18 protein-coding genes, 1 tRNA gene and 3 rRNA genes are annotated in these 24,683 nt (G+C 50.9%); 13 read left to right on the top strand and 9 right to left on the bottom strand.

From position 1 onward, the window contains the following. Positions 1-145: 145 nt before the first annotated feature. Complete coding sequence (locus RIN67_RS11005) at positions 146-1,504, bottom strand: FAD-dependent oxidoreductase (protein WP_265000336.1); 1,359 nt, start codon at positions 1,502-1,504, stop codon at positions 146-148. 133 nt (positions 1,505-1,637) lie between these two features. Here RIN67_RS11005 and RIN67_RS11000 point away from each other — a divergent pair, with 133 nt between their 5' ends. From RIN67_RS11000 to rrf, 4 genes are all read left to right on the top strand, one after another. Then, positions 1,638-2,345 carry an EAL domain-containing protein gene (locus RIN67_RS11000; RefSeq protein WP_313825870.1) on the top strand — a complete coding sequence of 236 codons (708 nt, stop codon included), beginning with the start codon at positions 1,638-1,640 and terminating at the stop codon, positions 2,343-2,345. A 433-nt stretch (positions 2,346-2,778) separates the two neighbouring features. Then, positions 2,779-4,344, top strand: a 16S ribosomal RNA gene (locus tag RIN67_RS10995). Positions 4,345-4,559: 215 nt separating this feature from the next. Next, positions 4,560-7,475 (top strand): 23S ribosomal RNA (locus tag RIN67_RS10990). A gap of 64 nt (positions 7,476-7,539) precedes the next feature. Then, positions 7,540-7,656: ribosomal RNA gene (gene rrf, locus RIN67_RS10985) — 5S ribosomal RNA — on the top strand. Together the 16S, 23S and 5S rRNA genes form the textbook arrangement of a ribosomal RNA operon. 108 nt (positions 7,657-7,764) lie before the next feature. Here the strand turns inward: rrf and RIN67_RS10980 are convergent. Next, positions 7,765-8,214, bottom strand: coding sequence for a hypothetical protein (locus RIN67_RS10980; protein WP_313825871.1), 450 nt, complete (start codon positions 8,212-8,214; stop codon positions 7,765-7,767). Positions 8,215-8,798: 584 nt separating this feature from the next. On the opposite strand from RIN67_RS10980, the gene RIN67_RS10975 reads away from it, so the two are divergent. Beyond that, positions 8,799-9,449 carry a DMT family transporter gene (locus tag RIN67_RS10975; protein WP_313825872.1) on the top strand — a complete coding sequence of 217 codons (651 nt, stop codon included), beginning with the start codon at positions 8,799-8,801 and terminating at the stop codon, positions 9,447-9,449. A 255-nt stretch (positions 9,450-9,704) separates the two neighbouring features. On the opposite strand, the gene RIN67_RS10970 is transcribed toward RIN67_RS10975, so the two are convergent. Both RIN67_RS10970 and RIN67_RS10965 read right to left on the bottom strand, forming a co-directional pair. Further along, a complete protein-coding gene (locus RIN67_RS10970) occupies positions 9,705-10,700 on the bottom strand; it encodes a zinc-binding alcohol dehydrogenase (protein WP_264999890.1) in 996 nt (331 codons plus the stop codon). Between the two features lie 13 nt (positions 10,701-10,713). Next, positions 10,714-11,559, bottom strand: a complete 846-nt coding sequence (locus RIN67_RS10965) for an SDR family oxidoreductase (protein WP_264999889.1) — start codon at positions 11,557-11,559, stop codon at positions 10,714-10,716. Positions 11,560-11,692: 133 nt separating this feature from the next. Here RIN67_RS10965 and RIN67_RS10960 point away from each other — a divergent pair, with 133 nt between their 5' ends. The 3 genes from RIN67_RS10960 (at position 11,693) to RIN67_RS10950 (ending at position 13,758) form a co-directional block, all read left to right on the top strand. Continuing rightward, positions 11,693-12,574: a LysR family transcriptional regulator gene (locus RIN67_RS10960; RefSeq protein ID WP_264999888.1), complete on the top strand. Its 882-nt coding sequence runs from the start codon at positions 11,693-11,695 to the stop codon at positions 12,572-12,574. Between the two features lie 138 nt (positions 12,575-12,712). After that, positions 12,713-12,785 (top strand) — tRNA-Thr (locus tag RIN67_RS10955). A gap of 70 nt (positions 12,786-12,855) precedes the next feature. Then, entirely contained in the window at positions 12,856-13,758 is a 903-nt protein-coding gene (locus RIN67_RS10950; protein ID WP_264999887.1) for a DMT family transporter, read from the top strand. A 65-nt stretch (positions 13,759-13,823) separates the two neighbouring features. Here RIN67_RS10950 and RIN67_RS10945 read toward each other — a convergent pair whose 3' ends face one another. Genes RIN67_RS10945 through RIN67_RS10930 form a run of 4 tightly spaced genes read right to left on the bottom strand, consistent with a single transcriptional unit; the run spans position 13,824 to position 15,603 of the window. After that, positions 13,824-14,180, bottom strand: a complete 357-nt coding sequence (locus RIN67_RS10945; RefSeq protein WP_264999886.1) for a fluoride efflux transporter FluC — start codon at positions 14,178-14,180, stop codon at positions 13,824-13,826. Continuing rightward, positions 14,177-14,560, bottom strand: coding sequence for a fluoride efflux transporter FluC (locus tag RIN67_RS10940; protein WP_264999885.1), 384 nt, complete (start codon positions 14,558-14,560; stop codon positions 14,177-14,179). Before RIN67_RS10940 ends, RIN67_RS10945 begins: the two co-directional genes overlap by 4 nt. A gap of 10 nt (positions 14,561-14,570) precedes the next feature. Beyond that, on the bottom strand, positions 14,571-15,173 hold the full coding sequence (locus RIN67_RS10935; protein ID WP_313825873.1) for a sugar O-acetyltransferase: 603 nt from the start codon (positions 15,171-15,173) through the stop codon (positions 14,571-14,573). Between the two features lie 19 nt (positions 15,174-15,192). Further along, positions 15,193-15,603 carry a peptide deformylase gene (locus tag RIN67_RS10930; RefSeq protein ID WP_024747989.1) on the bottom strand — a complete coding sequence of 137 codons (411 nt, stop codon included), beginning with the start codon at positions 15,601-15,603 and terminating at the stop codon, positions 15,193-15,195. Between the two features lie 186 nt (positions 15,604-15,789). Between RIN67_RS10930 and RIN67_RS10925 the strand changes: the two genes are divergently transcribed. The 5 genes from RIN67_RS10925 (at position 15,790) to preA (ending at position 22,209) form a co-directional block, all read left to right on the top strand. Then, positions 15,790-16,977, top strand: a complete 1,188-nt coding sequence (locus RIN67_RS10925) for an MFS transporter (RefSeq protein WP_264999883.1) — start codon at positions 15,790-15,792, stop codon at positions 16,975-16,977. An 81-nt stretch (positions 16,978-17,058) separates the two neighbouring features. Continuing rightward, positions 17,059-18,246 (top strand): MFS transporter, encoded by a 1,188-nt coding sequence (locus tag RIN67_RS10920; RefSeq protein ID WP_264999882.1) that lies wholly within the window; start codon positions 17,059-17,061, stop codon positions 18,244-18,246. 75 nt (positions 18,247-18,321) lie between these two features. Then, positions 18,322-19,161 carry an aldo/keto reductase gene (locus RIN67_RS10915; RefSeq protein ID WP_264999881.1) on the top strand — a complete coding sequence of 280 codons (840 nt, stop codon included), beginning with the start codon at positions 18,322-18,324 and terminating at the stop codon, positions 19,159-19,161. A 547-nt stretch (positions 19,162-19,708) separates the two neighbouring features. After that, on the top strand, positions 19,709-20,944 hold the full coding sequence (locus tag RIN67_RS10910; RefSeq protein ID WP_024747985.1) for an FAD-dependent oxidoreductase: 1,236 nt from the start codon (positions 19,709-19,711) through the stop codon (positions 20,942-20,944). Next, complete coding sequence (preA, locus tag RIN67_RS10905) at positions 20,941-22,209, top strand: NAD-dependent dihydropyrimidine dehydrogenase subunit PreA (protein WP_024747984.1); 1,269 nt, start codon at positions 20,941-20,943, stop codon at positions 22,207-22,209. Before RIN67_RS10910 ends, preA begins: the two co-directional genes overlap by 4 nt. 488 nt (positions 22,210-22,697) lie before the next feature. Here the strand turns inward: preA and feoB are convergent, their stop codons facing one another. Next, on the bottom strand, positions 22,698-24,683 hold the full coding sequence (gene feoB, locus RIN67_RS10900; protein WP_264999880.1) for a ferrous iron transport protein B: 1,986 nt from the start codon (positions 24,681-24,683) through the stop codon (positions 22,698-22,700).

The raw sequence follows: 24,683 nt of genomic DNA, 5'->3' as shown, positions 1-24,683 counted from the left end.
ATTAAGACAGATTAAGATGAGCTCTGTAAAACCAAGACGGCTTTACAGAGCTTTTTTGGTTAGCTAGCAAAAAGGCGGGCAAGCAAAAAGGACGCCGCGACCGGTTGACCGGTGTAGGCGTCCTGATTGGGGTGTTTAAAAGTCGTTAAGCTTGTCGACTGGCGAATCCATCCTCTTGGTCGACCGCGAGTTGGGCGACCAGGTTCAGGTAGTTAAAGGGTTCGTCGAAGTTCGGGGAGAAGAGCATATCCACGAAGGCCATCTGGTCGATGGTGTTGTTGTTTTGAATCAGGACCGAGACCGTGTTGGCCGATTGGGCGACTTCGTGGGCACTCATGAGTTGCGCGCCCAAGATTCGCCGGCTGGTGCGGTCGTAGACCAGTTCGATGGTCACGGGGGCCGTGGTCGGCATGAAGTCGGGACGGTAGTTGCCTTGGTAGAATGCCGTACGTGCGTTGTAGCCCGCGGCCTGAGCCGCCGCTAAGGTCAGACCGGTGCAGGCTACAGTTTGGTTGAACAGCAACATCCCGGTCGTGGCTTGAGTCCCAATGGATTTGAGCCGGTGCTGAGCCACGTTCATGCCGGCTAGGGCGCCTTGGCGAATCGCGTGGGAGGCTAGCGGAATGTAGGTGGTGTGGAGCGTCGGGTTGTACCGGACTTCCGTAACGTCGCCGGCCGCGAGGATGTCGGGGTCGGAAGTTTCCATATAAGCGTTGGTGATGATGGCGCCGTTCTTGCTGAGCCGGACTTGGCCCTTCAAGAGGCCTGACTGGGGGAGAATCCCGGGGCAGACGGCGACCATGTCCACTTCGTAGGTGGCTTGGGTCGTGGTGACGGTCAATCCCGTGGCGGTCTCATCGAAGCGCGTGACGTCGGCGCCGGTGACGACTTGGACACCCTTGGCTTGGAGCAGGCGTTGGACTTTCTGAGCCATGACGGGGTCCATGTAGGTGTTGAGGAGTTGGTCGTTACGCTGAAAGAGGGTGACGTCGTGGCCGGAGCGGATGTAGCCTTCGGCGAGTTCCACGCCGGTGTACCCGCCGCCTAAGATGCCGATTCGGTGGTGGGTCTGAGCGGCGGCGTACAGGTGATGCGCTTGGTCACAGGTCTTGCAGAGCATGACTTTGGGGTTCTCGATGCCCGTGATGACGGGAATCTTGGTGGCGGACCCCGTAGCCATGATCAGCTTGTCGTAGTGGTCGTGACTGAATTGTTTGGTTTGGAGATCTTGAACCAGTAGGGTATGTTGCTGGGCGTCGATTTTGATGACGTCCGTTTGTAGGTTCATGTGCACACCTTGCTGGGTGAAGTCGGCTGGATCGGCGTAGAAGACGGCGTCGAGGTTTTTAACGGTCCCACCTAAGTGCAGATAAGTCCCACAAGAAAGATAGGAAATATCCGCATGGCGTTCATAGACGGTGATCTCCGCATCAGGGGTATATTTTAAGCACTGTTTAATGGCGGCGATCCCCGCATGGGTACAGCCGACAATGATAATCTTCAAATAGTTCACCTAGGCTTTCTTAATAATGGTTAAAACATTTACGATTTAAATTAATCCTTCAATTAGAGTATACTTCTTTTTAATAAGATGTAAAATGGGGTTATAGATAACCCGATAAAAGGTGATGGGGATTTTGGAAAAAATTTATCGTTACTTTGTGCAACCACAGATTGATGTCCGAACGCAGTCCATTTTTGGCTATGAATTGCTCTTGAAGCAGTGGACTGAAGCGGGATGGCGTGTGCCGGCTTCCTTTTTGCAAGTTGATTTAGCGGTGATGTCGCGGTTACTGGTGGCAACCACCAAGATTTTAGGCTTGAAGGTCCAATACGTTTCCGTGAACGTCAATCGTGAACAGTTGATGGATACGCAGATGGTTCAGGCCATCCTGCAGAGTCAAAAGCAACTGTATCCGGCTAAGCTGACTGTGGAGCTGACGGAAGAGACGAGCGCCAAGACCTTTGCGGATACTGCGGTGATCCCGCAGTTGCGACGGTTCGTGGAACACGGGATGCAGGTGTCCTTGGATGACGTGGGAACGGGGAATAATGATTACCAGAGCATTCGAGACTTCCTGCCGTTAGCGTCGGAGATGAAGTTTGCGCTCCAGAACTTTCGGGTGGGTATCCAAGATCCCCAGATTCAAGAGAAGCTGCGGGTCTGGCACGCCATCAGCCGCGAGTACGATCAGCGCTCAATCTTGGAAGGCATCGAAACGGCGGACGGGGCCGCGTTGAGTGACCGGTTTGGGATTCCACTGCGACAAGGCTACTATTATGGTAAGCTGGAGTTGTTGCGGTTAGCGGGAGACCCGTTGGATTTTACGCAGTTAACGTCTTAGGTAGTGTGGATTGAGGGAGTCTTGAAACTTTTTTGAAGTTTTAGTTGACGTCATCAGTCTGGGTTGGTATAGTTATATACGTTGTCATCGCAAATCACCAACTAGACCAATTTGAAAGATTGAAATTAGTTGTTGACAGAGATGATAACGAAATGTTATATTAATTAAGTTGTCGCTTGGCGATGACGACTCAACGAGAAACGTTGTTAAATCAAACTTCTTGTTGACATCATAACTATAAGATGTTATGATGATTAAGCTGTTGACGAGAGTTAACAACTTGGTAGACCTTTGAAAACTGAACATTGTTTCGACAAACCAAATATGTGTAGGGCGGTTTGAATTTTAGATTCAAACCCAAAGCAATATTTGCGAAGTCAATTCGCTTTAAAAATGTAACAACAATCGATGAGCTATTCGAGCTTATCATCTTTAAGATGAGAGTTTGATCCTGGCTCAGGACGAACGCTGGCGGCATGCCTAATACATGCAAGTCGAACGAGTTCCCGTTGATTGACGTGCTTGCACTGATTTCAACATTGGAACGAGTGGCGAACTGGTGAGTAACACGTGGAAAACCTGCCCAGAAGCAGGGGATAACACTTGGAAACAGGTGCTAATACCGTATAACAACAAAAACCGCATGGTTTTTGTTTGAAAGGTGGCTTCGGCTATCACTTCTGGATGGTTCCGCGGCGCATTAGCTTGTTGGTGGGGTAACGGCTCACCAAGGCGATGATGCGTAGCCGACCTGAGAGGGTAATCGGCCACATTGGGACTGAGACACGGCCCAGACTCCTACGGGAGGCAGCAGTAGGGAATCTTCCACAATGGACGCAAGTCTGATGGAGCAATGCCGCGTGAGTGAAGAAGGGTTTCGGCTCGTAAAACTCTGTTGTTGAAGAAGAACGGGTGTCAGAGTAACTGTTGACATCGTGACGGTATTCAACCAGAAAGCCACGGCTAACTACGTGCCAGCAGCCGCGGTAATACGTAGGTGGCAAGCGTTGTCCGGATTTATTGGGCGTAAAGCGAGCGCAGGCGGTTTCTTAAGTCTGATGTGAAAGCCTTCGGCTTAACCGAAGAAGTGCATCGGAAACTGGGGAACTTGAGTGCAGAAGAGGACAGTGGAACTCCATGTGTAGCGGTGGAATGCGTAGATATATGGAAGAACACCAGTGGCGAAGGCGGCTGTCTAGTCTGCAACTGACGCTGAGGCTCGAAAGCATGGGTAGCGAACAGGATTAGATACCCTGGTAGTCCATGCCGTAAACGATGAGTGCTAGGTGTTGGAGGGTTTCCGCCCTTCAGTGCCGCAGCTAACGCATTAAGCACTCCGCCTGGGGAGTACGACCGCAAGGTTGAAACTCAAAGGAATTGACGGGGGCCCGCACAAGCGGTGGAGCATGTGGTTTAATTCGAAGCTACGCGAAGAACCTTACCAGGTCTTGACATCTTCTGCCAATCTTAGAGATAAGACGTTCCCTTCGGGGACAGAATGACAGGTGGTGCATGGTTGTCGTCAGCTCGTGTCGTGAGATGTTGGGTTAAGTCCCGCAACGAGCGCAACCCTTATTATCAGTTGCCAGCATTCAGTTGGGCACTCTGGTGAGACTGCCGGTGACAAACCGGAGGAAGGTGGGGATGACGTCAAATCATCATGCCCCTTATGACCTGGGCTACACACGTGCTACAATGGACGGTACAACGAGTCGCAAAGTCGCGAGGCTAAGCTAATCTCTTAAAGCCGTTCTCAGTTCGGATTGCAGGCTGCAACTCGCCTACATGAAGTTGGAATCGCTAGTAATCGCGGATCAGCATGCCGCGGTGAATACGTTCCCGGGCCTTGTACACACCGCCCGTCACACCATGAGAGTTTGTAACACCCAAAGCCGGTGAGGTAACCTTTTGGAGCCAGCCGTCTAAGGTGGGACAGATGATTAGGGTGAAGTCGTAACAAGGTAGCCGTAGGAGAACCTGCGGCTGGATCACCTCCTTTCTAAGGAATATACGGAGGCTACACATACTTTGTTGAAACAATGGTCAGTTTTGAGGGGTCTACCCTCAAACTTGTTCTTTGAAAACTAGATACTATCAATTATTTTCCTTTAATTATTAAGATAATTAAACCGAGAACACCGCGTTTATTTTGAGTTTTTTAATTAGTTTAAATCGCTAATACTCGATTAATCGTTTATCACGTCGTGATAAATAGGTTAAGTTATGAAGGGCGCATGGTGAATGCCTTGGTACTAGGAGCCGATGAAGGACGGGACTAACACCGATATGCTTCGGGGAGCTGTACGTAAGCTTTGATCCGGAGATTTCCGAATGGGGAAACCCAATCATCTTTACCGATGATTACAACTTGACGAATACATACTCAAGTTGTGGCAGACGTGGGGAACTGAAACATCTAAGTACCCACAGGAAGAGAAAGAAAATTCGATTCCCTAAGTAGCGGCGAGCGAACGGGGAACAGCCCAAACCAATGTGCTTGCACATTGGGGTTGTAGGACTGAACATTTGAGTTACCAAAGTCAATGATAATCGAAGTGTCTGGGAAGGCACGGCAGAGAGGGTGATACCCCCGTAGATGAAATCGTTGACCCTCAGTTCAGGATCCTGAGTACGGCCAGACACGTGAAACCTGGTCGGAATCCGGGAGGACCATCTCCCAAGGCTAAATACTCCCTAGTGACCGATAGTGAACCAGTACCGTGAGGGAAAGGTGAAAAGCACCCCGGAAGGGGAGTGAAATAGTTCCTGAAACCATGTGCCTACAATTAGTTAGAGCCCGTTAATGGGTGATAGCGTGCCTTTTGTAGAATGAACCGGCGAGTTACGTTAATTTGCAAGGTTAAGGTGTAAAGACCGGAGCCACAGCGAAAGCGAGTCTGAAACGGGCGTTTCAGTAAATTGACGTAGACCCGAAACCAGGTGACCTATCCATGTCCAGGCTGAAGGTGCGGTAAAACGCACTGGAGGGCCGAACCCGTGTATGTTGAAAAATGCTGGGATGAGGTGTGGATAGCGGTGAAATTCCAAACGAACTTGGAGATAGCTGGTTCTCTCCGAAATAGCTTTAGGGTTAGCCTCGGAGTCAAGAATCGTGGAGGTAGAGCCACTGTTTGGACTAGGGGCCCGTCATGGGTTACTGAATTCAGATAAACTCCGAATGCCACAGATTTATATCCGGGAGTCAGACGATGAGTGATAAGATCCACCGTCGAAAGGGGAACAGCCCAGACCACCAATTAAGGTCCCTAAATATGTGCTAAGTGGAAAAGGATGTGGAATTGCATAGACAGCTAGGATGTTGGCTCAGAAGCAGCCACCATTTAAAGAGTGCGTAATAGCTCACTAGCCGAGTGACTCTGCGCCGAAAATATACCGGGGCTAAGCACATTACCGAAATTGTGGACGCAACTATGTTGCGTGATAGGAGAGCGTTCTAAGGGCGACGAAGTTAGACCGCAAGGACTAGTGGAGCGCTTAGAAGTGAGAATGCCGGTATGAGTAGCGAAAGATCAGTGAGAATCTGATCCACCGAATGACTAAGGTTTCCTGGGGAAGGCTCGTCCTCCCAGGGTTAGTCGGGACCTAAGCCGAGGCCGAGAGGCGTAGGCGATGGATAACAGGTTGATATTCCTGTACTAGTTAATGTTGTTTGAACGATGGAGGGACGCAGGAGGCTAAAGCATGCGCACGATTGGAAATGTGCGTCCAAGCGTTAAGTCTGGTGATGAGTCAAATGCTTATCACTAAGGACAAGACGTGACGGGGACCGAATTTTAGTAGGGAAGTGCTCCACGTCACACTGCCGAGAAAAGCTTCTAGTTAGACATTAATTACCCGTACCGCAAACCGACACAGGTAGTCGAGGAGAGTATCCTAAGGTGAGTGAGTGAACTCTTGTTAAGGAACTCGGCAAAATGACCCCGTAACTTCGGGAGAAGGGGTGCTACACGCAAGTGTAGCCGCAGTGAAAAGGCCCAGGCGACTGTTTATCAAAAACACAGGTTTCTGCAAAATCGTAAGATGACGTATAGGGGCTGACGCCTGCCCGGTGCTGGAAGGTTAAGTGGATGAGTTAGCTTCGGCGAAGCCCAGAAATGAAGCCCCAGTAAACGGCGGCCGTAACTATAACGGTCCTAAGGTAGCGAAATTCCTTGTCGGGTAAGTTCCGACCCGCACGAAAGGCGTAACGATCTGGGCACTGTCTCAACAAGAGACTCGGTGAAATTATAGTACCTGTGAAGATGCAGGTTACCCGCGACAGGACGGAAAGACCCCATGGAGCTTTACTGTAGCTTGATATTGGGTGTTGACACAGCTTGTACAGGATAGGTCGGAGCCGTAGATATCGGAACGCTAGTTTCGATGGAGGCGCTGGTGGGATACGACCCTCGCTGTGTGAACACTCTAACCCGCACCACTTATCGTGGTGGGAGACAGTGTCAGGTGGGCAGTTTGACTGGGGCGGTCGCCTCCTAAAAAGTAACGGAGGCGCCCAAAGGTTCTCTCAGAATGGTTGGAAATCATTCGTCGAGTGTAAAGGCAGAAGAGAGCTTGACTGCGAGACAGACAGGTCGAGCAGGGACGAAAGTCGGGCTTAGTGATCCGGTGGTACCGTATGGAAGGGCCATCGCTCAACGGATAAAAGCTACCCTGGGGATAACAGGCTTATCTCCCCCAAGAGTCCACATCGACGGGGAGGTTTGGCACCTCGATGTCGGCTCATCGCATCCTGGGGCTGTAGTCGGTCCCAAGGGTTGGGCTGTTCGCCCATTAAAGCGGTACGCGAGCTGGGTTCAGAACGTCGTGAGACAGTTCGGTCCCTATCCGTCGCGGGCGTAGGAAATTTGAGAGGAGCTGTCCTTAGTACGAGAGGACCGGGATGGACATACCGCTGGTGTACCAGTTGTGCCGCCAGGCGCATCGCTGGGTAGCTATGTATGGATGAGATAAACGCTGAAAGCATCTAAGTGTGAAACTCGCCTCGAGATGAGATTTCCCATTCCTATATGGAAGTAAGACCCCTGAGAGATGATCAGGTAGATAGGCTGGAAGTAGCAGCACCGTGAGGTGTGGAGCGGACCAGTACTAATCGGTCGAGGACTTAACCAAGTAATGGTGTTCTCAAGAAGATAATTGGTAGTAGCTAGTTTTGAGAGAATAAGTTCTCTTATAGTGTGGTGGCGATAGCCTGAAGGATACACCTGTTCCCATGCCGAACACAGAAGTTAAGCTTCAGCACGCCAAAAGTAGTTGGGGGATCGCCCCCTGCAAGGATAGGACGTTGCCACGCGACGTGAAGAACCCAGTGATTGGGTTCTTTTTTTTGCCCAAAATTATTATTGACTGCTTGTACACTCAAACGATAGAGGTGGCCCAGCTGGTGAGCTACACAGGGGAGTCATTGCCGGCGATGGTGCTGAGAACGGCGGGGGCGGGTCGGTCTGATCAACCAGTCCACCCGTCGGTAACGGTCCGGGGCCCAGTGAATCGTACAGGCCGGAAAGTGGCGGAGTTCGGCATCCGCCAGTTGCCACAGGTCGCCTAATTCAATGGTTGGTGGCCAGTCGTGGGCGGCCCAGTCCGCTAGACGCTGGTGGGTGAGGACCAATTCCACGGTTTTGATATTGGTGGTCAACGTTAAGGGAAAGTGCGTTAAGCGTAGGCGGCGAAGATGGCGCAGGGCCTTGATTAGGACCACGATTCCCATCGCGGGACCCGTGTAGGCGTAAGGCGTTGCGCCGGTTCGCCGAATCGTCCGGTCAGGGAGGGTCAACCGGTACCCCCACCGTCGCTTTTTAAAGGTGGTGTGACTGGCCATGTAGACCTGAATGCGGGGTGTTGAGGCCAAAGTAAGTTTCCTCCTAACCGACGTTGTGCTAACTAGTTCCGTAAAACCGTTGCTGAAAATCGCACATGGGTCATATTTTTAAGATTCATTGGGAAAAGCGATTGGGTCAACGGACCAGTGTGGCGGCGAACCGTGCTAGTTATGATAATTTCAAAACTTTGCTCATCTCATTAATTGTCAGGTCAGGTGCAGTTGGTGATAATGGAACCAGATGACTCAGTACGACAGAGAAGGCGCTGGGGGTTCAAACCCAATCAGTGGCTTGGTCTCGCGTTGTGCGGGTGAATGGATTGTGATTTGGCGAGTCACGCAGAGAAGGGGAGCCAGCCGAATGTTAAAGAATCGTCGGGTGGGACTGACGGAGGTCATCACGGGATGCACGTTGTGGGGCGCGTCCGGGACGGTGGCCCAAGCCCTCCTGGATCAAGACCAGGTTCCGTCTGGGTGGCTGACCGGGGTCCGCTTGTTCTGGGCGGGACTGTTATTGTTGGTCTGGTACGCTTTAGGCAAAGGGCACACTGTATGGGCGATTTGGCGTCAGCCCAAGCTGGTCGGACAATTGTTTTTGTTTAGCTTTTTTAGGGATGGTCCCATCCCAGCTGACCTACTTTCTAGCCATCTACTACGGGAACGCGCCGACCGCCACGGTCTTACAATTTCTCAGTCCGTTGCTGATTATCCTTTACTTGGCAGCGGCACACCGGCAGTGGCCCCGACGCATCGACGTGTTGTCGATTGGTATCGCGTTATTCGGCACCTACCTGTTAGTGACCAACGGACAGCTGACCAAGTTAGCGTTAGCCCCACTAGCGCTATTTTGGGGACTGATCGCGGGGGCGAGTTCGGCCGCTTACACCTTGTTGCCTCGGCACCTCCTCGCGCAATTTGACGCCCGGCTAGTCGTGGGCTGGGCCATGTTGGTGGGCAGCCTGCCGTTTGGGCCGACAATGGTGACCACCCGCTTGCCGCACCTCAATGGCGTGGTCGTGGGTGGGGTCGCCTTCATCGTGATTGCGGGAACCATGCTGGCGTACCTTCTCTACCTGAAGAGCCTCAAGAGCCTTGATCCGGCAACCACGGGGATGTTCAGCGCCTTCGAACCCCTCACGGCGACCCTCTTGACCGTGACGTTTCTGGGGACGCCGGTGACCCATTTTGAGATTCTGGGAGGCCTGTGCATTCTGGCAACGGCACTTCTGCAGGCGTTACCGCGGCGGACTTCGATGGCCAGTTGAAGGAAAAAATATGGAACCGCCTCACCGACAGATTCGGTGAGGCGGTTCTTTAAGATAGGGCAGGTTTTAAATTATGTTAGACTGTTGTAATCTTTTCACCAAGTGTCACTGCGTAACCGACTAAATTTTCATAAGCTACGTAAGAATATATCGTTCATTTTAATACTATACATGTTAAGTAAAATAAGATAAATTAACTAAAGCATATGGAATAAACGTTACTACTAGCTTATCTTACTTTGAGATACAGAATTGTTAATGTTCCGTGTTATCTCTCCACTTAAAAAGTGGATTTTTTAGCGGATCGTGATGTAGAACATGTTGGTAAAGGGTGGTGATAGTTTCACCAGCCGGCGTATAAATTGTATCAGAATGGTCTGGTGCAACTAATTTTCCGGAACTTAGTAGCCAAAGAAATTCGCGAATACTTTGGCGTTGTAAAGGCATGTTGGTGTTAACGAAATCGCCCTTTATGGTTAAACATTTAATAAACAAAGTTCCATAGTCGATTTTTTGAGGTGTATTGGTGGCTGTACACCAAACAACTGTACCGAACGGTTTAGCTAAAGTGAGACTTTGATTGATATCTTGAGGACTACCAGAAACATCTAGAGCAATATCAACGCCACCACCAATAGCTTTTAAAACGTGATTCAAGGTATCTTCATCGTTAGGATCTAAGGCATAGTCTGCACCTTGATTGAGTGCAGCTTGTCGCTGTTCGGCAGCAATGTCCATGACAATAATAGGATGCGCCCCACTAGCTTGGGCAGCTTGTAAGGCGATTTTACCTACGACACCATAACCAATAATAGCTAAGGATTGGCCAAATTTAAGATTGGCGACATGGAGAGAATAAATGGCGGTCATTCCCAAGTTGTAGAAAACAGCATCGTCTAATTTAACATTTTCGGGAACGTTATAGACGTCTTCTTCGGGAACCATTACTAAATTAGAATGGGCTCCGGTTACGGGAGCGCCAATAACTTTATCTCCCGGCTTAAACTGAGTTACGTTATTACCTACCTGTAGGACGTAACCAGCACTACTATAACCAGGAATAAATGGAAAAGTTGTCCCGAGCACGATATGGGAAGTATCATCTTTAAACCACTCACGTTCTGAACTTTGACTGATAAGGGAATAGTGATTAGAGATTAGAATGTCGTTGGGATTTAACTTAGGCGTTACGTCATTTTCTAAGTATTGGGCAACTTGGGCTTTTGGCCAATAAACTGATTTTTTTCGCATAATAAGGTCCTTTCTAATGGGCATTGGCTAGAACATCATCAATATAATTTTGAAGAGTACGAGGTTTTCTACCCATTAAAGCTTCAAAATCAAACGAGTTACCAGCGTATGGATGGTTAGAATGGTAGGCTACGATTCGACCGATTTGTTCACTGGCATGGGGATTATCTGGGAAATGAGGAGTAGGAACGAGTTCCACCTTTAGAGGGTGACCGGTAGCATGACAAATTTGTTCAAGCTGTTGTTGCATGGTTGTATTTTCTGCTCCGCATAGGTCGAGAGAAGTAAAATAATATTCTTTTTGACTTAATAGCACTTTGGTAGTAGCGGCAGCAATATCTTTAAGCGAAATCATATTACCGATTTGATCGGTAGTAATGGGGGTTACAAAATGCCCAGTAGAAAAAATGCTGTCTGGGCCACTAGGATAGTGCATTTCCATGTAGCCACTAGGTTTAAGAATCGTATAATTCAATTTTGATCCCATTAACATATCTTCGATTTGATACTTTTCCCAGTGCTGAAGAAGGGCTGAAACGGTATTTAGACATGAACTAAATACAAAATGAGTAACATGGGCTTTTTCAGCGGCACAAATGAGACGTTCTGCCATTGAAACCATCCCTGATAAATTATCAGGTAAAATTAATAGGATTTTGTCGATACCCGCAACTTCCTGTTCGATAATGGCATCTTGTCGGAAATCGCCAACTAGCACTTCGTCGGCACCAAGATTCTTTAGTGATTCAACATGCGCTGGGTTAGGATCGACGGTTCGAATAAAAACACCTTCCTGGTGTAATTTAGGAATCAGAACTTGTCCTATATGACCATAAGAGGCAGTAATCAATACTTTCAAAATATGTCCTCCATTCTTTGTGATGATTTTATCAATATGAACGACCTTAATATAAGCGTTTTCAAACTATTCGTAAAATAGAGATTATCTGTGCTATATTATAACCAAAATGCATATTAGGGGATGGTTGTTAGTGACTCAGCAAGAGCTAGTTTGCTTTTTGACAGTTTTTGAAACACAAAATTTTACAGTAGCAGCTCGCCAATTATTTTTAACTCAGCCTGCTGTAAGCCGACAAGTTCAGCATCTAGAGAAAGAATTGGGAATTATATTATTTACACGGTATTATCACCGAACGGTTCCAACTTCTGAAGCGGAAATCTTGGCACCTCAAGCACGGCGACTACTTCAAGATTTTCGACGACTACGATATTCAGCGCAAGGGTTGAATAGAGCTACTACAGATTGTTCAGGAAAACTACGGATTGGACTCTATTTTGCAGGTGAAATTATGCCTATTATGAATTTAATTCGATTGTTTAGTCGCCAATTTCCTAATGTCGAAGTTACAACCCAGGCATATTTAGGCGAAGAACTTTGGCAAGCCCTTGATCAGAATAAAATCGATGTAGCTTTTAGTATTCGAGAATCACGTACAGGAATTCGATGGGTACCGCAGTTAGAAGATGAATTTGTAGTTTGGCAATCAGCAAGTCAGATTCCGCCTCGAAAAAAGGCAATAACCCCTGCAGAACTGAGCCATAAAATCCGAATTGATGTTAATTTGGCACAGAACGGATATTACCAACAGTTATTGCAAAGAGTGCAGGAAAAATTGCCACAAGCGCGAACATTATCGGCTAACAGTGTTGAAGCAGCAATAATGAATTTAACGACTTTGAATGCTTATACGGTTCTACCAAGTAAACTTATTAGGTCATATTCTGAAGTGCAGCCATTAAAGATTAATGGTCTACCTCAATCTATGACGCGCTTTCAGGTGGGGCTTGCTTATGCACAGACGCCTACTGCAGTTGTTCAGCAATTTGTGGATTATAGTCAATTTGTTGAGTAGGCCAAGATTAATTAGATTTTAGCCGCGGTAATGTTAAAAAGAACCAGCTTAGATGTGTCTTTTAGGTTACGGTAATTTTGGAATTTTTCCCGGTACATCTATTGTCAGGTCCAGCATAATCGGTGATAATAGAACCATGCCGCTTTAGCTCAGAAGGTAGAGCGTTTCCATGGTAAGGAAGAGGTCGTTGGTTCAAATCCAATAAGCGGCTTAAGCAACGCGTTGCGTAATGGGACGCGTTTTTGTTTGATTAATTTTGAGTGAGAAGGGGAGCAGGGCGGATGCCAAAAAGTCGTCGCATGGGATTAATGGAAGTTATTACGGGAGGAATCTTATGGGGCACGTCGGGGACGGTGGCCCAAGCCATCTTGGGGCAGTATCACGTCCCCTCCTTATGGTTAACGGGGGTCCGGTTGTTCTTTGCGGGGCTATTATTGTTGATTTGGTACGCGGCCAGCAACGGTAACGCGGTGTGGGCCATCTGGCGACAACCTAAGATGATTGGGACCTTGATCCTATTCAGCTTTTTAGGCATGGTTCCCTCGCAGCTGACCTATTTTTTGGCGATCTATCACGGCAATGCGCCGACCGCGACGGTTTTACAGTTCTTGAGTCCGTTGTTCATTATCGTCTACCTAGCGTTCGTTCACCGGCAATGGCCCCGGCGGATTGATATTTTGTCGATTGGCATTGCCCTGTTTGGGACCTATTTGTTGGTGACAAACGGGCAGCTGACGCGCTTGGCCCTCTCACCCCTTGCGCTTTTCTGGGGATTATTGGCCGGGGCCAGTTCCGCCGCCTACACCCTGTTGCCGCGCCAACTCCTGGCTCAATTTGACGCCCGGTTAGTGGTAGGCTGGGCTATGCTGGTGGGGAGTCTACCGTTTGGGCCCACGTTGGTGATGACCCGGTTGCCCCAAGTTAACGGCACGGTTATTGGTGGGATTGCGTTCATCGTGATTGGCGGAACCATGTTGGCGTACTTGTTATACCTGAAGAGCCTGGAAAGCCTAGAGCCCGAGACCACGGGGATGCTGAGTGCGTTTGAACCGCTGACGGCCACGCTACTGGCCGTGGTGGTCTTAGGGACGCCCATCACCCACTTTGAAGTGATTGGTGGCCTGTGTATTATTGCCACGACGGTGCTGCAAGCCTTGCCGCAACGGGCGTCCGTGACGCATTAATTCAGAAAATACTAGAAAACGCTTCGCCGAATCTTTTCAGCGAAGCGTTTTAGTTTGCGGTATATTTAAGCGCTGACCCACCAGAAGCCCAGAAACGCGCCCCCGATTCCCAGGACCACCGATAAGCCGATGTAGCTAGCGGCGACCTTGGGAAAGGTGTGCAGGAGGTCGGTGAACTCCGTGGTGAACGTCGAGTAGGTCGAAAAGCCGCCCAGAAAGCCGCTGAGGACTTGAAAGGCCAACGAGGTCGCCGGCAGCCACCCCGCCCCCATTCCCAGGAGACTGGCCGCAACCACGTTGATGATCAGTGTGGGAAAGGGAAAGTAGGTGTCGTAGAACAGGCGGTTGCCTAGAAGCGTCAGGCCGAACCGGCAGAGGGCCCCGCCCCCGCCGGCACAGCAGACCAGAAGTGCAGTGATCATCGGAAGCGCGCCCCCTTGACCCACCGGTGCGTCAGGGAGAGACTACCGGCCGCTGCTAGCCACCCCAGAAGCAGGCTACCACCGACGTAGCCCAGAGCAGTCCAGTAGGCGTGGGCCTGTAGAAGGCGTGCCGCGTCTAAGGCGAAGGTCGAAAAGGTGGTGAAGCTGCCGACCAAGCCAACGCTGAGGCCGGTGACCACGTGGGGCGCAACGGGAACCAGTAGGGGGAGGGCTCCCGTGACCAGGGGCAGAAGCAGGCACCCGCCGATATTAATCGCCATGACGGTGAGCAAGTGGTGCGGGGCACCCACGGGGGTCAGGAGATAGCGCAGGGCGCTGCCGACCAGCGCCCCAAGAAAAATCGCCATTAATTTTTTCACTAGCCAACTCCTATTCAGGCAAGGTGTCATCCGGCGTGATGGGTCGAATCACCCGGCAAGGGTTCCCCACCGCCAGCGAATGGGCGGGGATGTCGCGAGTCACGATACTACCGGCACCAATCACGCTGCCCTCACCAATGGTTACCCCGCCGGTCACCGTGACGTTGCTGGCTAACCAGCAGTTGTCTTCGATGGTCAGGGGCTTGCCGTATTCGAGGTCGAACTGGCTGCCGTCAGCGCGGGTTCGCAGATTGCGTTGCTGGTAGCGCAACGCGTGCAGGGGGGGGGCCAGCGTAACATTGGGTCCCAGCATCACGTTATCGCCGATGGTCACGTCACAGGTATCCAGGACGGTCAGGTTGACGTTGCTGTAGAAGTTGGCGCCGATGTGGCTGTTTTGCCCGTAGTCGAAGAAGATGGGACCTTGGAAGAAGACGCCAGCCGCGTGGTCCGGTAGGAGCTGGTCGATCAGGGCTTGGCGTTCGGCCTCCTGTTCCTCAAAGGTTTGGTTGAATTGTTGGCAGAGACGGTGGGCGGCCAGTCGTTGCCCCGCTAATTCGGGATCGGACGGGTCGTAAAGTTCGCCCGCCAGCATTTTAGTTCGTTCAGACATGTTGAAGACTCCTTTCGGGTTAAATCACGATGCCGTTACAGTGGTCGACTTCGTGTTGAATGATCTGGGCAACAAAGCCCGTAAATTCTTGATGGTGGGACTGAAACTGTTGGTCTTGGTAGTCGACCGTAATGGTCTGGTAGCGGGTCGTGGGCCGTTCACCCTCGAGGGACAAGCACCCCTCTTGAGTGGCGAAGGGGCCGCGTTTTTGACGAATCTGGGGATTGACCAGCGCGACGGGTAAGACGCCCATTAAGACCACGATGATGCGGACGTTTTGGCCAATCATGTTGGCGGCCATCCCCACGCAGTTATCTTGGTGGGCACGGAGGGTGTCGATGAGGTCCGTGATGATGGCGGCGTCAGCTGGGGTGGCCGGAGCCGCACGGTGGTTAAGTTGTTGGGAATCGTGAACAATTGGACGAATCATAAGTTTGCCTCCCGGTTTGTGTTTAGGTCAAGTATACCATGCTGGTTTTGCGGGAAAGCGGGGGATTTTCTGGAAAATAAAATAGGTGACTTTTGGGAAGCATATTGGTCAATTTGGCACGTTCCCTTTCTTGGAAAGTTACGGTAGAGTAGGAGGTAAGAGCTTTTTTTGGAGAGAAGTTTCAATGTGAGTAAATACCAACTGCAAGCCGCATCGTTCGTCTTAGTGTCGTTCATGTTAGGCTGTAATGAATTTATCGTGGTCGGCATCATTTCCGATATCGCGGGATCGTTACACGTGACGGTCCCCACGGTGGGGTATCTGGTCACCATCTTTGCGACCGTCTACGCCATCAGTACGCCGTTGATCACGGTGCTGACTAACCGCTTCAACCGGTACCACACCTTTATGGGGCTGATGGTGATTTTTCTGATTGGCAACACCTTGACCGGGTTCGCCACCAGCTTCCCGATTCTAGTGGCGGCCCGGATGATCACCGCAATCGTGGCCGGAACCATCGAGTCGCTGAGTATCGCCATCTGTAGCGTGATTGCGCCGCGGAATAAACGGGCCGTGTTGATCTCCTGGATAGGGGCCGGATTCAGCATCGCCTCGGTCATTGGGGTACCGATTGGGACGGCCATCAGTACCAACTTCGGGTGGCAGAACGCCTTTCACGTGATCTCACTCCTTAGCTTGGTCGTCTGCCTGATTCTGGGCTGGCTCTTGCCCCGGGACCTGCAGCAAGCCGGTGGCGGCATCAAGGACCAATTGGTGCTGTTGACGGATAAACGCATCTTGCTGGGGGCGGCGCTGATCCTCTTTTCGGCAGCCACATCTTACGCTTACTACACCTATATCCGGCCGTTGATCACCACCACGCTGGGCTTCAACACCACCAGTCTGAACTGGTTATTGATGGTCATCGGAATCGTCAGCATTATCAGCAATCGGGTTTCGGGAAGCCTGGCCGAGCACGATGGGTTACGGTTCATGCCGCGACTCTACGTCTTCGACATGGTCCTCTTCCTACTGTTCCCCGTAGCTATGTTGCTGCCCTGGACGGGGTACGCGTTACTCCTAGTCTTGACCCTAGTGGTCCTGCTGGCGGGGGCGCCGCTCCAGATTTTGTTCTTGGATGTGGCTGAGGAACGTTACCCGCAAGCCACGGCGCTCGCCTCGGCGTTGAACGCTATCTTCTTTAACATCGGCATTTCGTTGGGATCAGCTACGGCCTCGGGCGTCTTGAGCTTGGCGGGTCTGGGAAATCTCTGGTGGGGTGCGCTCCTCTTTGCCGGCGTCTCGTTAGGGCTGTCCGTAAGTCTGAACCGCACGATTGCCCGGCACCGGGCCACGACCGCCGCGGAATCTTAATTTCTGAGTAATTTAACTGCCCATTTGGGGTGCGAAAGTGTACGCTAGGAGTATCAAAATTTTCTCTGGAGGAACAGTTCAATGAACAAGTACCGTTGGCAGGCCATCGTCTTCGTGCTGGTCGCCTTTATGTTGGGGTGTAACGAATTTATCGTGGTCGGGGTCCTCTCCGATATCGCCCAAGAGTTTCACGTGTCCGTCTCATTAGTGGGCTATTTGGTCACCATCTTTGCGACCGTCTATGCCGTGAGCACGCCGTTTATCACCATTCTGACTAACCGGTTCAGTCGCTATAAAACGCTGATGGTTTTAATGATTATCTTTTTGGCGGGTAATACGCTCAGCGGTTTGGCGATGAACTTCACGGTGCTGTTACTCTCACGGGTCTTGACGGCCGTGGTGGCCGGCGCCATTATCTCCCTGATCATGACCTTCGCCAGCGCCATCGCGCCGCGGGAGAAGCGGGCGAACCTGGTCTCGTGGATCTTCGCGGGCTTCAGTATCGCCTCGGTCTTCGGGGTACCGATTGGGACGGCCATCAGTACGGCGTACAGCTGGCACGATGCCTTTTACCTGATCACGGTCATCAGTCTGGTGACCTGCCTGTTACTGGGGTGGTTGTTGCCCAAGCAAGTCGAACAGGTTCAGGGCAGCATCAAGAATCAGCTGGTCCTGTTGGCGGACAAGCGTATCTACCTGGGAATTGCCTTGGTCCTGTTCACTGCGGCGACCATGTACGCCTATTACACCTACATTCGGCCAATTCTGACCACCGGCTTAGGCTTTAGTACCACTAGTCTGAACTGGTTGTTATTCCTGATTGGTATCATGAACATCCTGTGCAATCGCTTCTCGGGAATGTTGGCGGAACGAAACGGATTGCGGGTCATGCCGCGGTTCTACGTGGCGGATATTGTGTTGCTGTTGCTGCTCCCTTGGGGGATGAACAGTAAGCTGATTGGGTTGGGAATCCTCTTGATTCTGACCCTGATTGTGACGATTTTGAATTCACCGATCCAGATTCATTTTCTAAACATCGCGGAGCGGGAGTACCCGCAATCGACGGTGCTGGCGTCTTCGCTGAACTCGATTTTCTTTAACTTCGGGATTTCGCTGGGGTCGGCCACGGCTTCGGGGATGCTGGGCGTCGTGGGCCTACGCTATATCAGTTGGAGTGCGGCCATTTTTGCGGCCATTTCCCTGGTCTTGGCGCTGGTGTTGAACCGCGCCATTGCCCAGCACCGCTCCGCCCAACCTTCACAAGCCTAGATTAGGGGTGTAAGCTAATTCGTGAAGGTTCCGTCTACTGGTGGGGCGGACGGCAGTTTTGGAAAGGATGATTAGATGCAAGTACCAGAGTTAACCCTAAACGATGGGATTCAGATGCCAGTGATTGGGTTAGGGACTTACCAGATTCGGGGCGGCGCGGGAGTCAACCAGATTCTCGCGGCGATTCGAGACGGATATCGCAGTCTAGATACCGCCACCAACTACGATAATGAAGGAGCCGTGGGCGAGGCCATTCGTCGGTCGGGCTTACCGCGGTCAGCGTTCTTCGTGACCTCTAAGCTCCCCGGAAAGTACCACCGCTACGCCGACGCGACCATGGCCATCCAGGAGTCGTTGTACCGGATGGGCTTAGACTACTTTGACCTCTACTTGATCCATTGGCCACTCCCTAAACGGGACCACTATGTTGAGGCTTGGCAGGCTATGATTGATGCGCGAACCCGCGGCTTGATTCGGTCGATTGGCGTGTCCAACTTTGAACCGGAGCATCTCGACCGAATTATTCAAGAGACTGGCGTGACGCCGGCCGTTAACCAGATTGAGTGTCATCCGTACTGGGTTCAAGAACGGATGCGGCAGGCCGATTATGACCGGGGTATCGTGACGGAAGCCTGGAGTCCGTTGGGGCGGGGGAGCGCGGCGTTGCAAGAACCCGTGATTCGCGATTTAGCCGGTAAGTATCAAAAGAACGTGGGGCAGATTGTCCTGCGGTGGCACACCCAACGGGGCATCGTGCCGATTCCTAAGGCCCGCAACCTGAAGCACCAACGCGGCAACCTCGACATTTTTGACTTTAGTCTGACGGAAGATGAGTTGGCGGCCGTTAACGCCTTAGACCGTCCCGATGGCCGGATCGATGGGCAGGATCCGAATGAGTATGAAGAATTTGACTAACGGTTGGCTGAGATGAGTGCCAGTCAGGTTAATCAACAGATGGTTTCCACATGTTGTGGGGACCATTTTTTTATGGTCGTTCCGCAGGGGCTGGGTAAGGGGGGGCTAAGTGCCTGGGAGGTGGTCCGAGCAAAATATTCCTAATATTTTATGCCAAAATGAGATGAAAAAAGTGAGATTAGGCGTTATCTGGGAATATTTGGGAGAATTGACGAGAAATTGAGGGGGAATTCGGTGGGGGAACTCCCTGAATTCCTGATGGTTTATATCATTTTGGAATATTTTAGGGCGGTTTTATGCTAAAAATGGTTAGTCTAGATAGTTATTTTAAACGGTACTAGAACGTAAAAATGCCCGGAAACCCCGGAAGGTCGCGCTTGAGATTGTTGCGTGGGGTGACCGATGGTATGCTTCTACTTGTAAAACGTGTGAACAGATGAACAAGCCCACTACACCAAAGTTTCAATAACCAATCCAACTCTCACGTTTATACATGATTAGTCTCTGAAAGATTTATCTAATCTCTTTTAAAGTGAGGAGCATAACTATGACGAACGATTACACGCATGAAAAATCTGGCTATACCATGACCACGGTAGCCGAAGAAGCAGCACGTTGTTTACTTTGCCATGATGCGCCGTGTTCTAAGGCCTGCCCGGCAGACACGGATCCAGCGAAGTTTATTCGTAGCGTGCGGTTCCGGAACGTTAAAGGGGCGGCCGAAACAATTCGCGAAAATAACGCTTTAGGGGCCATTTGTGCCCGGGTCTGCCCGACCGAAAAGTATTGTGAATTAGCTTGCTCGCGGAGCGGAATCGATGTGCCGATTGATATTGGTGGGATTCAGCGCTACGTCACGGATTTTGAACAACAAGCTGACATGAAGATCTTGGAAAAGGCCCCAGCTAATGGCCTGAAGATTGCCATTGTGGGGAGTGGACCTGCGGGCTTACAATCCGCAACCACCTTGTTAGAAAAAGGCTACGCGGTCGATATTTTTGAAAAGAATACCAAGCCAGGCGGTTATCTGACTTACGGGATTCCGGAATACCGGTTACCACAGAATATTGTGGATTACGAAATTAAACGGATTACGGACTTAGGCGCTAACCTGCATTTAAACACCGCAATTGGTCGTGATATCACTATGGATCAATTGAAGGCCGACTACGATTCTGTCATCTTGGCGGTTGGTGCGAGTGAGGCTAAGATGTTACCGATGTTTGATGGTAATGCCTACACGGAAACGGCCGTAGACTTCTTGGCACGGGTCAAGGATGCGCAAGGCCAGATCGACGATGTTCCTGAAAATGCCGTGGTTATTGGTGGTGGGGACGTTGCCATGGATGTGGCGACAACCCTGAAACGCTTAGGTACCAAGAACGTGACCGACATGGCTTACGAAGAATTCGATGAATTCCGGGCATCTAAGAAGGAATTAGCCGGAACGCGCGAAGCAGGTGTCACGTTGGTTGATGGCTATGTCCCAACGGCTATCGACGGGAACCAAGTCACCTTTAAGCACCGGAACATTGATGCTGAAATGACGATTAAAGCCGATAAGATCATCTTGGCCATTGGTCAGGCGGTCAACACGGACCAGTTAGGCATCACAACGGAACACGGTGAAGTTTCCTTTATCGGTTACCGGACGGAAGACCCTAAAGTTTACGTTACTGGGGATATCGCCCATGGTGATAAGACCGTGGTTTGGGCTGTTCGGAAAGGGAAAGAAGTCGCTGAAGAAATTGATAACGCTTTAATGGGAGGTAACCGCAAATGATTAACAAGGACTTAGGAATCGACTTTCTGGGTGTTCATTTCGAAAACCCCTTCTGCCTGTCCTCATCACCCGTAGGCAACTGTTACGAAATGTGTGCGAAAGCCTTTGATGAAGGCTGGGGTGGGGTTGTCTTCAAGACGATTGGCCCGGAACACTTTAAGGTTGATGAAGTTTCGCCCCGGTTTGATGAACTGACCAAGGAAGGGACACCTTTCGTCGGGTTCAAGAACATGGAGCAGATTGCCGAACACAGTCTTCAAGAGAACTTGGATGACTTGACCCATCTGAAGCGTGATTACCCAACTAAGATTGTGATTGCCTCCATTATGGGGACCAACGAACAGGACTGGGTCGATCTTGCTAAGGCGGTAACGGACGCCGGCGCTGACATGATTGAAATGAACTTATCGTGTCCACAAATGACGTCGCACGAAATGGGTTCTGACGTCGGGACCAACCCTGAATTAGTTAAGAAGTACTGTGCGGCCGTTAAGCGGGGGTCAGACCTGCCAATGATGGCGAAGATGACGCCAAATATCACCGATATGGTACCGGCTGCCAAGGCCGCATTGGCTGGTGGTGCCGATGGGATTGCCACGATTAACACGGTCAAGTCCATTTCTAATTTAGATCTGGATAAGAAGGTCGCGTTGCCAATCGTTAACGGAAAGGGCTCTATTTCTGGGTTCTCCGGTAAAGCCGTGAAGCCGATTGCCTTACGATTCATCCAACAATTACGCGTGGCAGCTGGTCTGGAACAGTTACCGATCTCTGGAATCGGGGGGATCGAAACTTGGGAAGATGCGGTTGAGTTTATCCTCTTAGGATCGACGACCTTACAAGTGACGACCGGGGTTATGCAATACGGTTACCGGATCGTTGAAGACATGAAGAACGGTCTCATGCATTACATGGAAGAACAGGGCGTTGACCACTTAGCTGACTTGGTTGGTTTAGCCAACAAGAACGTCTTACCAGCCGAAGATTTGGACCGGGATTATAAGGTTTATCCGAAGATCGATTGGGACAAGTGTATTGGCTGTGGCCGGTGCTTCGTATCATGTTTCGATGGTGCACACCAAGCCATTACTTGGGACGAAAAGACGCGGCGTCCATCCGTGGACTACAGCAAGTGTGTCGGTTGTCAGTTGTGTAATCTAGTCTGCCCAGTTGGGGCCATCTCCACTGGGAAGGTTGAAATGAAGCCCGGACGGCAAGGCAATATCGAAGACGTTGATATTGAATCCGTACGGTTAACCCATTAACTTAAGTGACCCTAACGAGTCGGTCAACTTACTTATTAAAACCCAAAAAGAGCTGGTCAGCGTTAAAGCTGATCAGCTTTTTTTCGCTTCCATCCCTAACTGGAAGTTGTGGAGAGGGTCGTCAACATCTGTGTGTCGTTGTGCCCGCTTCCTTCAGGACTAACCCGGTAAGGCGAAGGGATTAACTACAGTTTGACGAAGCGTAGAAAAAAGTCTGGGACACGCCCAGACTTCGCTTGTTCTTGATGATAATGCAACGTGGGCCCAAAGGCAGTTGCTACCTTTGGGCCCACTTAATTAACGATGATTAGGGGCTTTCTGAAGGGACTGTAAACGGCTGCGGGTGACGCAGTGGGCGTCACATCCCGGACAACCGCGATGCTGGGAGACTTGGAATAACCGCTTAATCTGACAAGCAGCGCCGATAAAGATGGCGATTAGGACTAGGATGCTAACGGTAACGGACATGAACATAGAATAACCTTCTTTCAGACGAAGAGTGAGCCGACTTGGAAGATGATCGTGGCCAAGGCATAAGCGACTAGAAAGCTGGATATGCCTGAGTAAAGCATCCACTTGGTTGACCCGGTCTCGGCTTTGATCGTGGCCAGTGTGGAGAAACACGGAATATACAGGAGAATAAAGACCAGTAGACTGTAGGCTGATAGCGGCGTGAATAGGCCGCTAAAGGTTGCGACCAGTGCCGTTTGACCGCTCAGGTGAAACAGGACGATCATACTGGCGGTAATGGTTTCCTTGGCCATGACCCCGGTGATTAGGGCACTGACGACTTGCCAGGACCGGACACCTAAAGGGATGAATAAGGGGAGGAGTAGTTGTCCTAAGTTAGCGGCCAGACTCTGATCAATATCAGTGGTCATGCCGTGCCAACTTAAGTTGGAGAGTAGCCAGACCAAGACGGTGCCGGCAAAGATGACGGTGCCGGCTTTCTTGACAAAGCCCTTCCCCTTATCCCAGGTTCCCCGCAGGATAAGGTCTACGCGAGGAAGATGGTATTGGGGCAATTCGATGATGAAATCGCTAGTGGCCTTGAGGTGAAAAGCAAGCTGGTAGCCCTTCGCCATGGCCAGGGCGACCACGATTCCTAGAAAATAAAGGGACAAAACGATAACGGCTTGATGCCGACTAAAAAAGGCAGCGACGAAGAGGCTGTAAATGGGTAAACGAGCGGAGCAGCTCATGAAGGGGGATAGCAGAATGGTAATCAGCCGTTCTTTGGGTTGTTCGATCGTACGGGTGGCCATGACCCCGGTGACGTTGCAGCCAAACCCAATGATGAGGGGGATGAAGGACTTACCGTTTAACCCGAATGCCTGCATGAGGCGGTCCGTGACCAGAGCCGCCCGGGCCATGTACCCCGAGTCCTCCAGGATAGAGATACAGGCGAATAGCACGAAGATTTGGGGAACAAAGGTTAGGACGCCCCCCACTCCGTTTAAAATACCATCGACTAGCAGAGCTTGGAGAAACGGGAGGGTGCCTAAGGTGCTTAACAGATGATTGGCCCAGTCAGTGATTGGCCCGCTTAGCCAGGTGTTGAGAAGGTTGGAAGCGGGGGTCCCAATCCAGTCGAAAGAGAGCTTAAACATCAGCCAGAAAATGCCAACGAAGATGGGTAAGCCCAATAGTGGGTGGGTCACCCATTCGTCAATGCGTTGCGTGAGGTGGTTCGCCCGTACGTCTGGGTTTAGACGTTGAGCCGCTTGTAAGGTGGTCGTGATGAAGGCTTGGCGTGTCTGGAATATTTGCCGTTCGAAGCCTTGCCGATCATAGTCAGCGGCGGCAGTGGTCAATGCCTGGAGATGCTGCTGCTGGGCGTAGTCACGGATGGTCTGGTTCTGGGCCATGAATTGAATGGCGAGCCACCGGGAGAACGTTGCGGAGTAGCGGGGAGTGAGGCGAGTGACGGCGGTGGCCAACGCCTGTTCAACGGCGGCTGGATAGGTCAACTGAAACGTAGATGACGCAGGCTGATCCAGTGACGTCAGGAGTCGTTGGTGTAAAGCTGCCACCCCCTGCTTGTTCCGTGCGTTGGTCGTCTTGATTTGACAATTTAAGCGCTGGGCTAGGGTGGGCAGGTCAAGGAGGTAGGGCGTCTGATAAAGGTCATCAATCATATTGAGAACTAAGACCACGGGAGTTCCCGATTCTAATAATTCGATTGTTAATAGGAGATTACGCTTGAGTTGACTCGCGTTGGTTACGTTGAGAATTAAATTGGGGTTGGCCGTCAGAAGGTAGTCCGTCGCGACCGCTTCATCTTTAGTCAGGGGATTCAGCGAATAGATGCCCGGGAGGTCAACCATCTTGGCTGGGGAGCCATGTAGCTGACCTATTTTTTTATCGACCGTGACGCCCGTCCAGTTGCCAACGTAGGCATATGTATCGGTTAGTTCGTTGAAGAGGGTCGTTTTTCCCGTGTTGGGATTACCCAGGAGCGCAATGGTCGGCAT

Source organism: Levilactobacillus namurensis, assembly GCF_032197885.1.
In the GTDB taxonomy this organism is placed as follows: Bacteria; Bacillota; Bacilli; order Lactobacillales; family Lactobacillaceae; genus Levilactobacillus; species Levilactobacillus namurensis_A.
The sequence above is the reverse complement of the archived record's forward strand: the minus strand, read 5'-3'. Positions and strand labels throughout refer to the sequence as shown.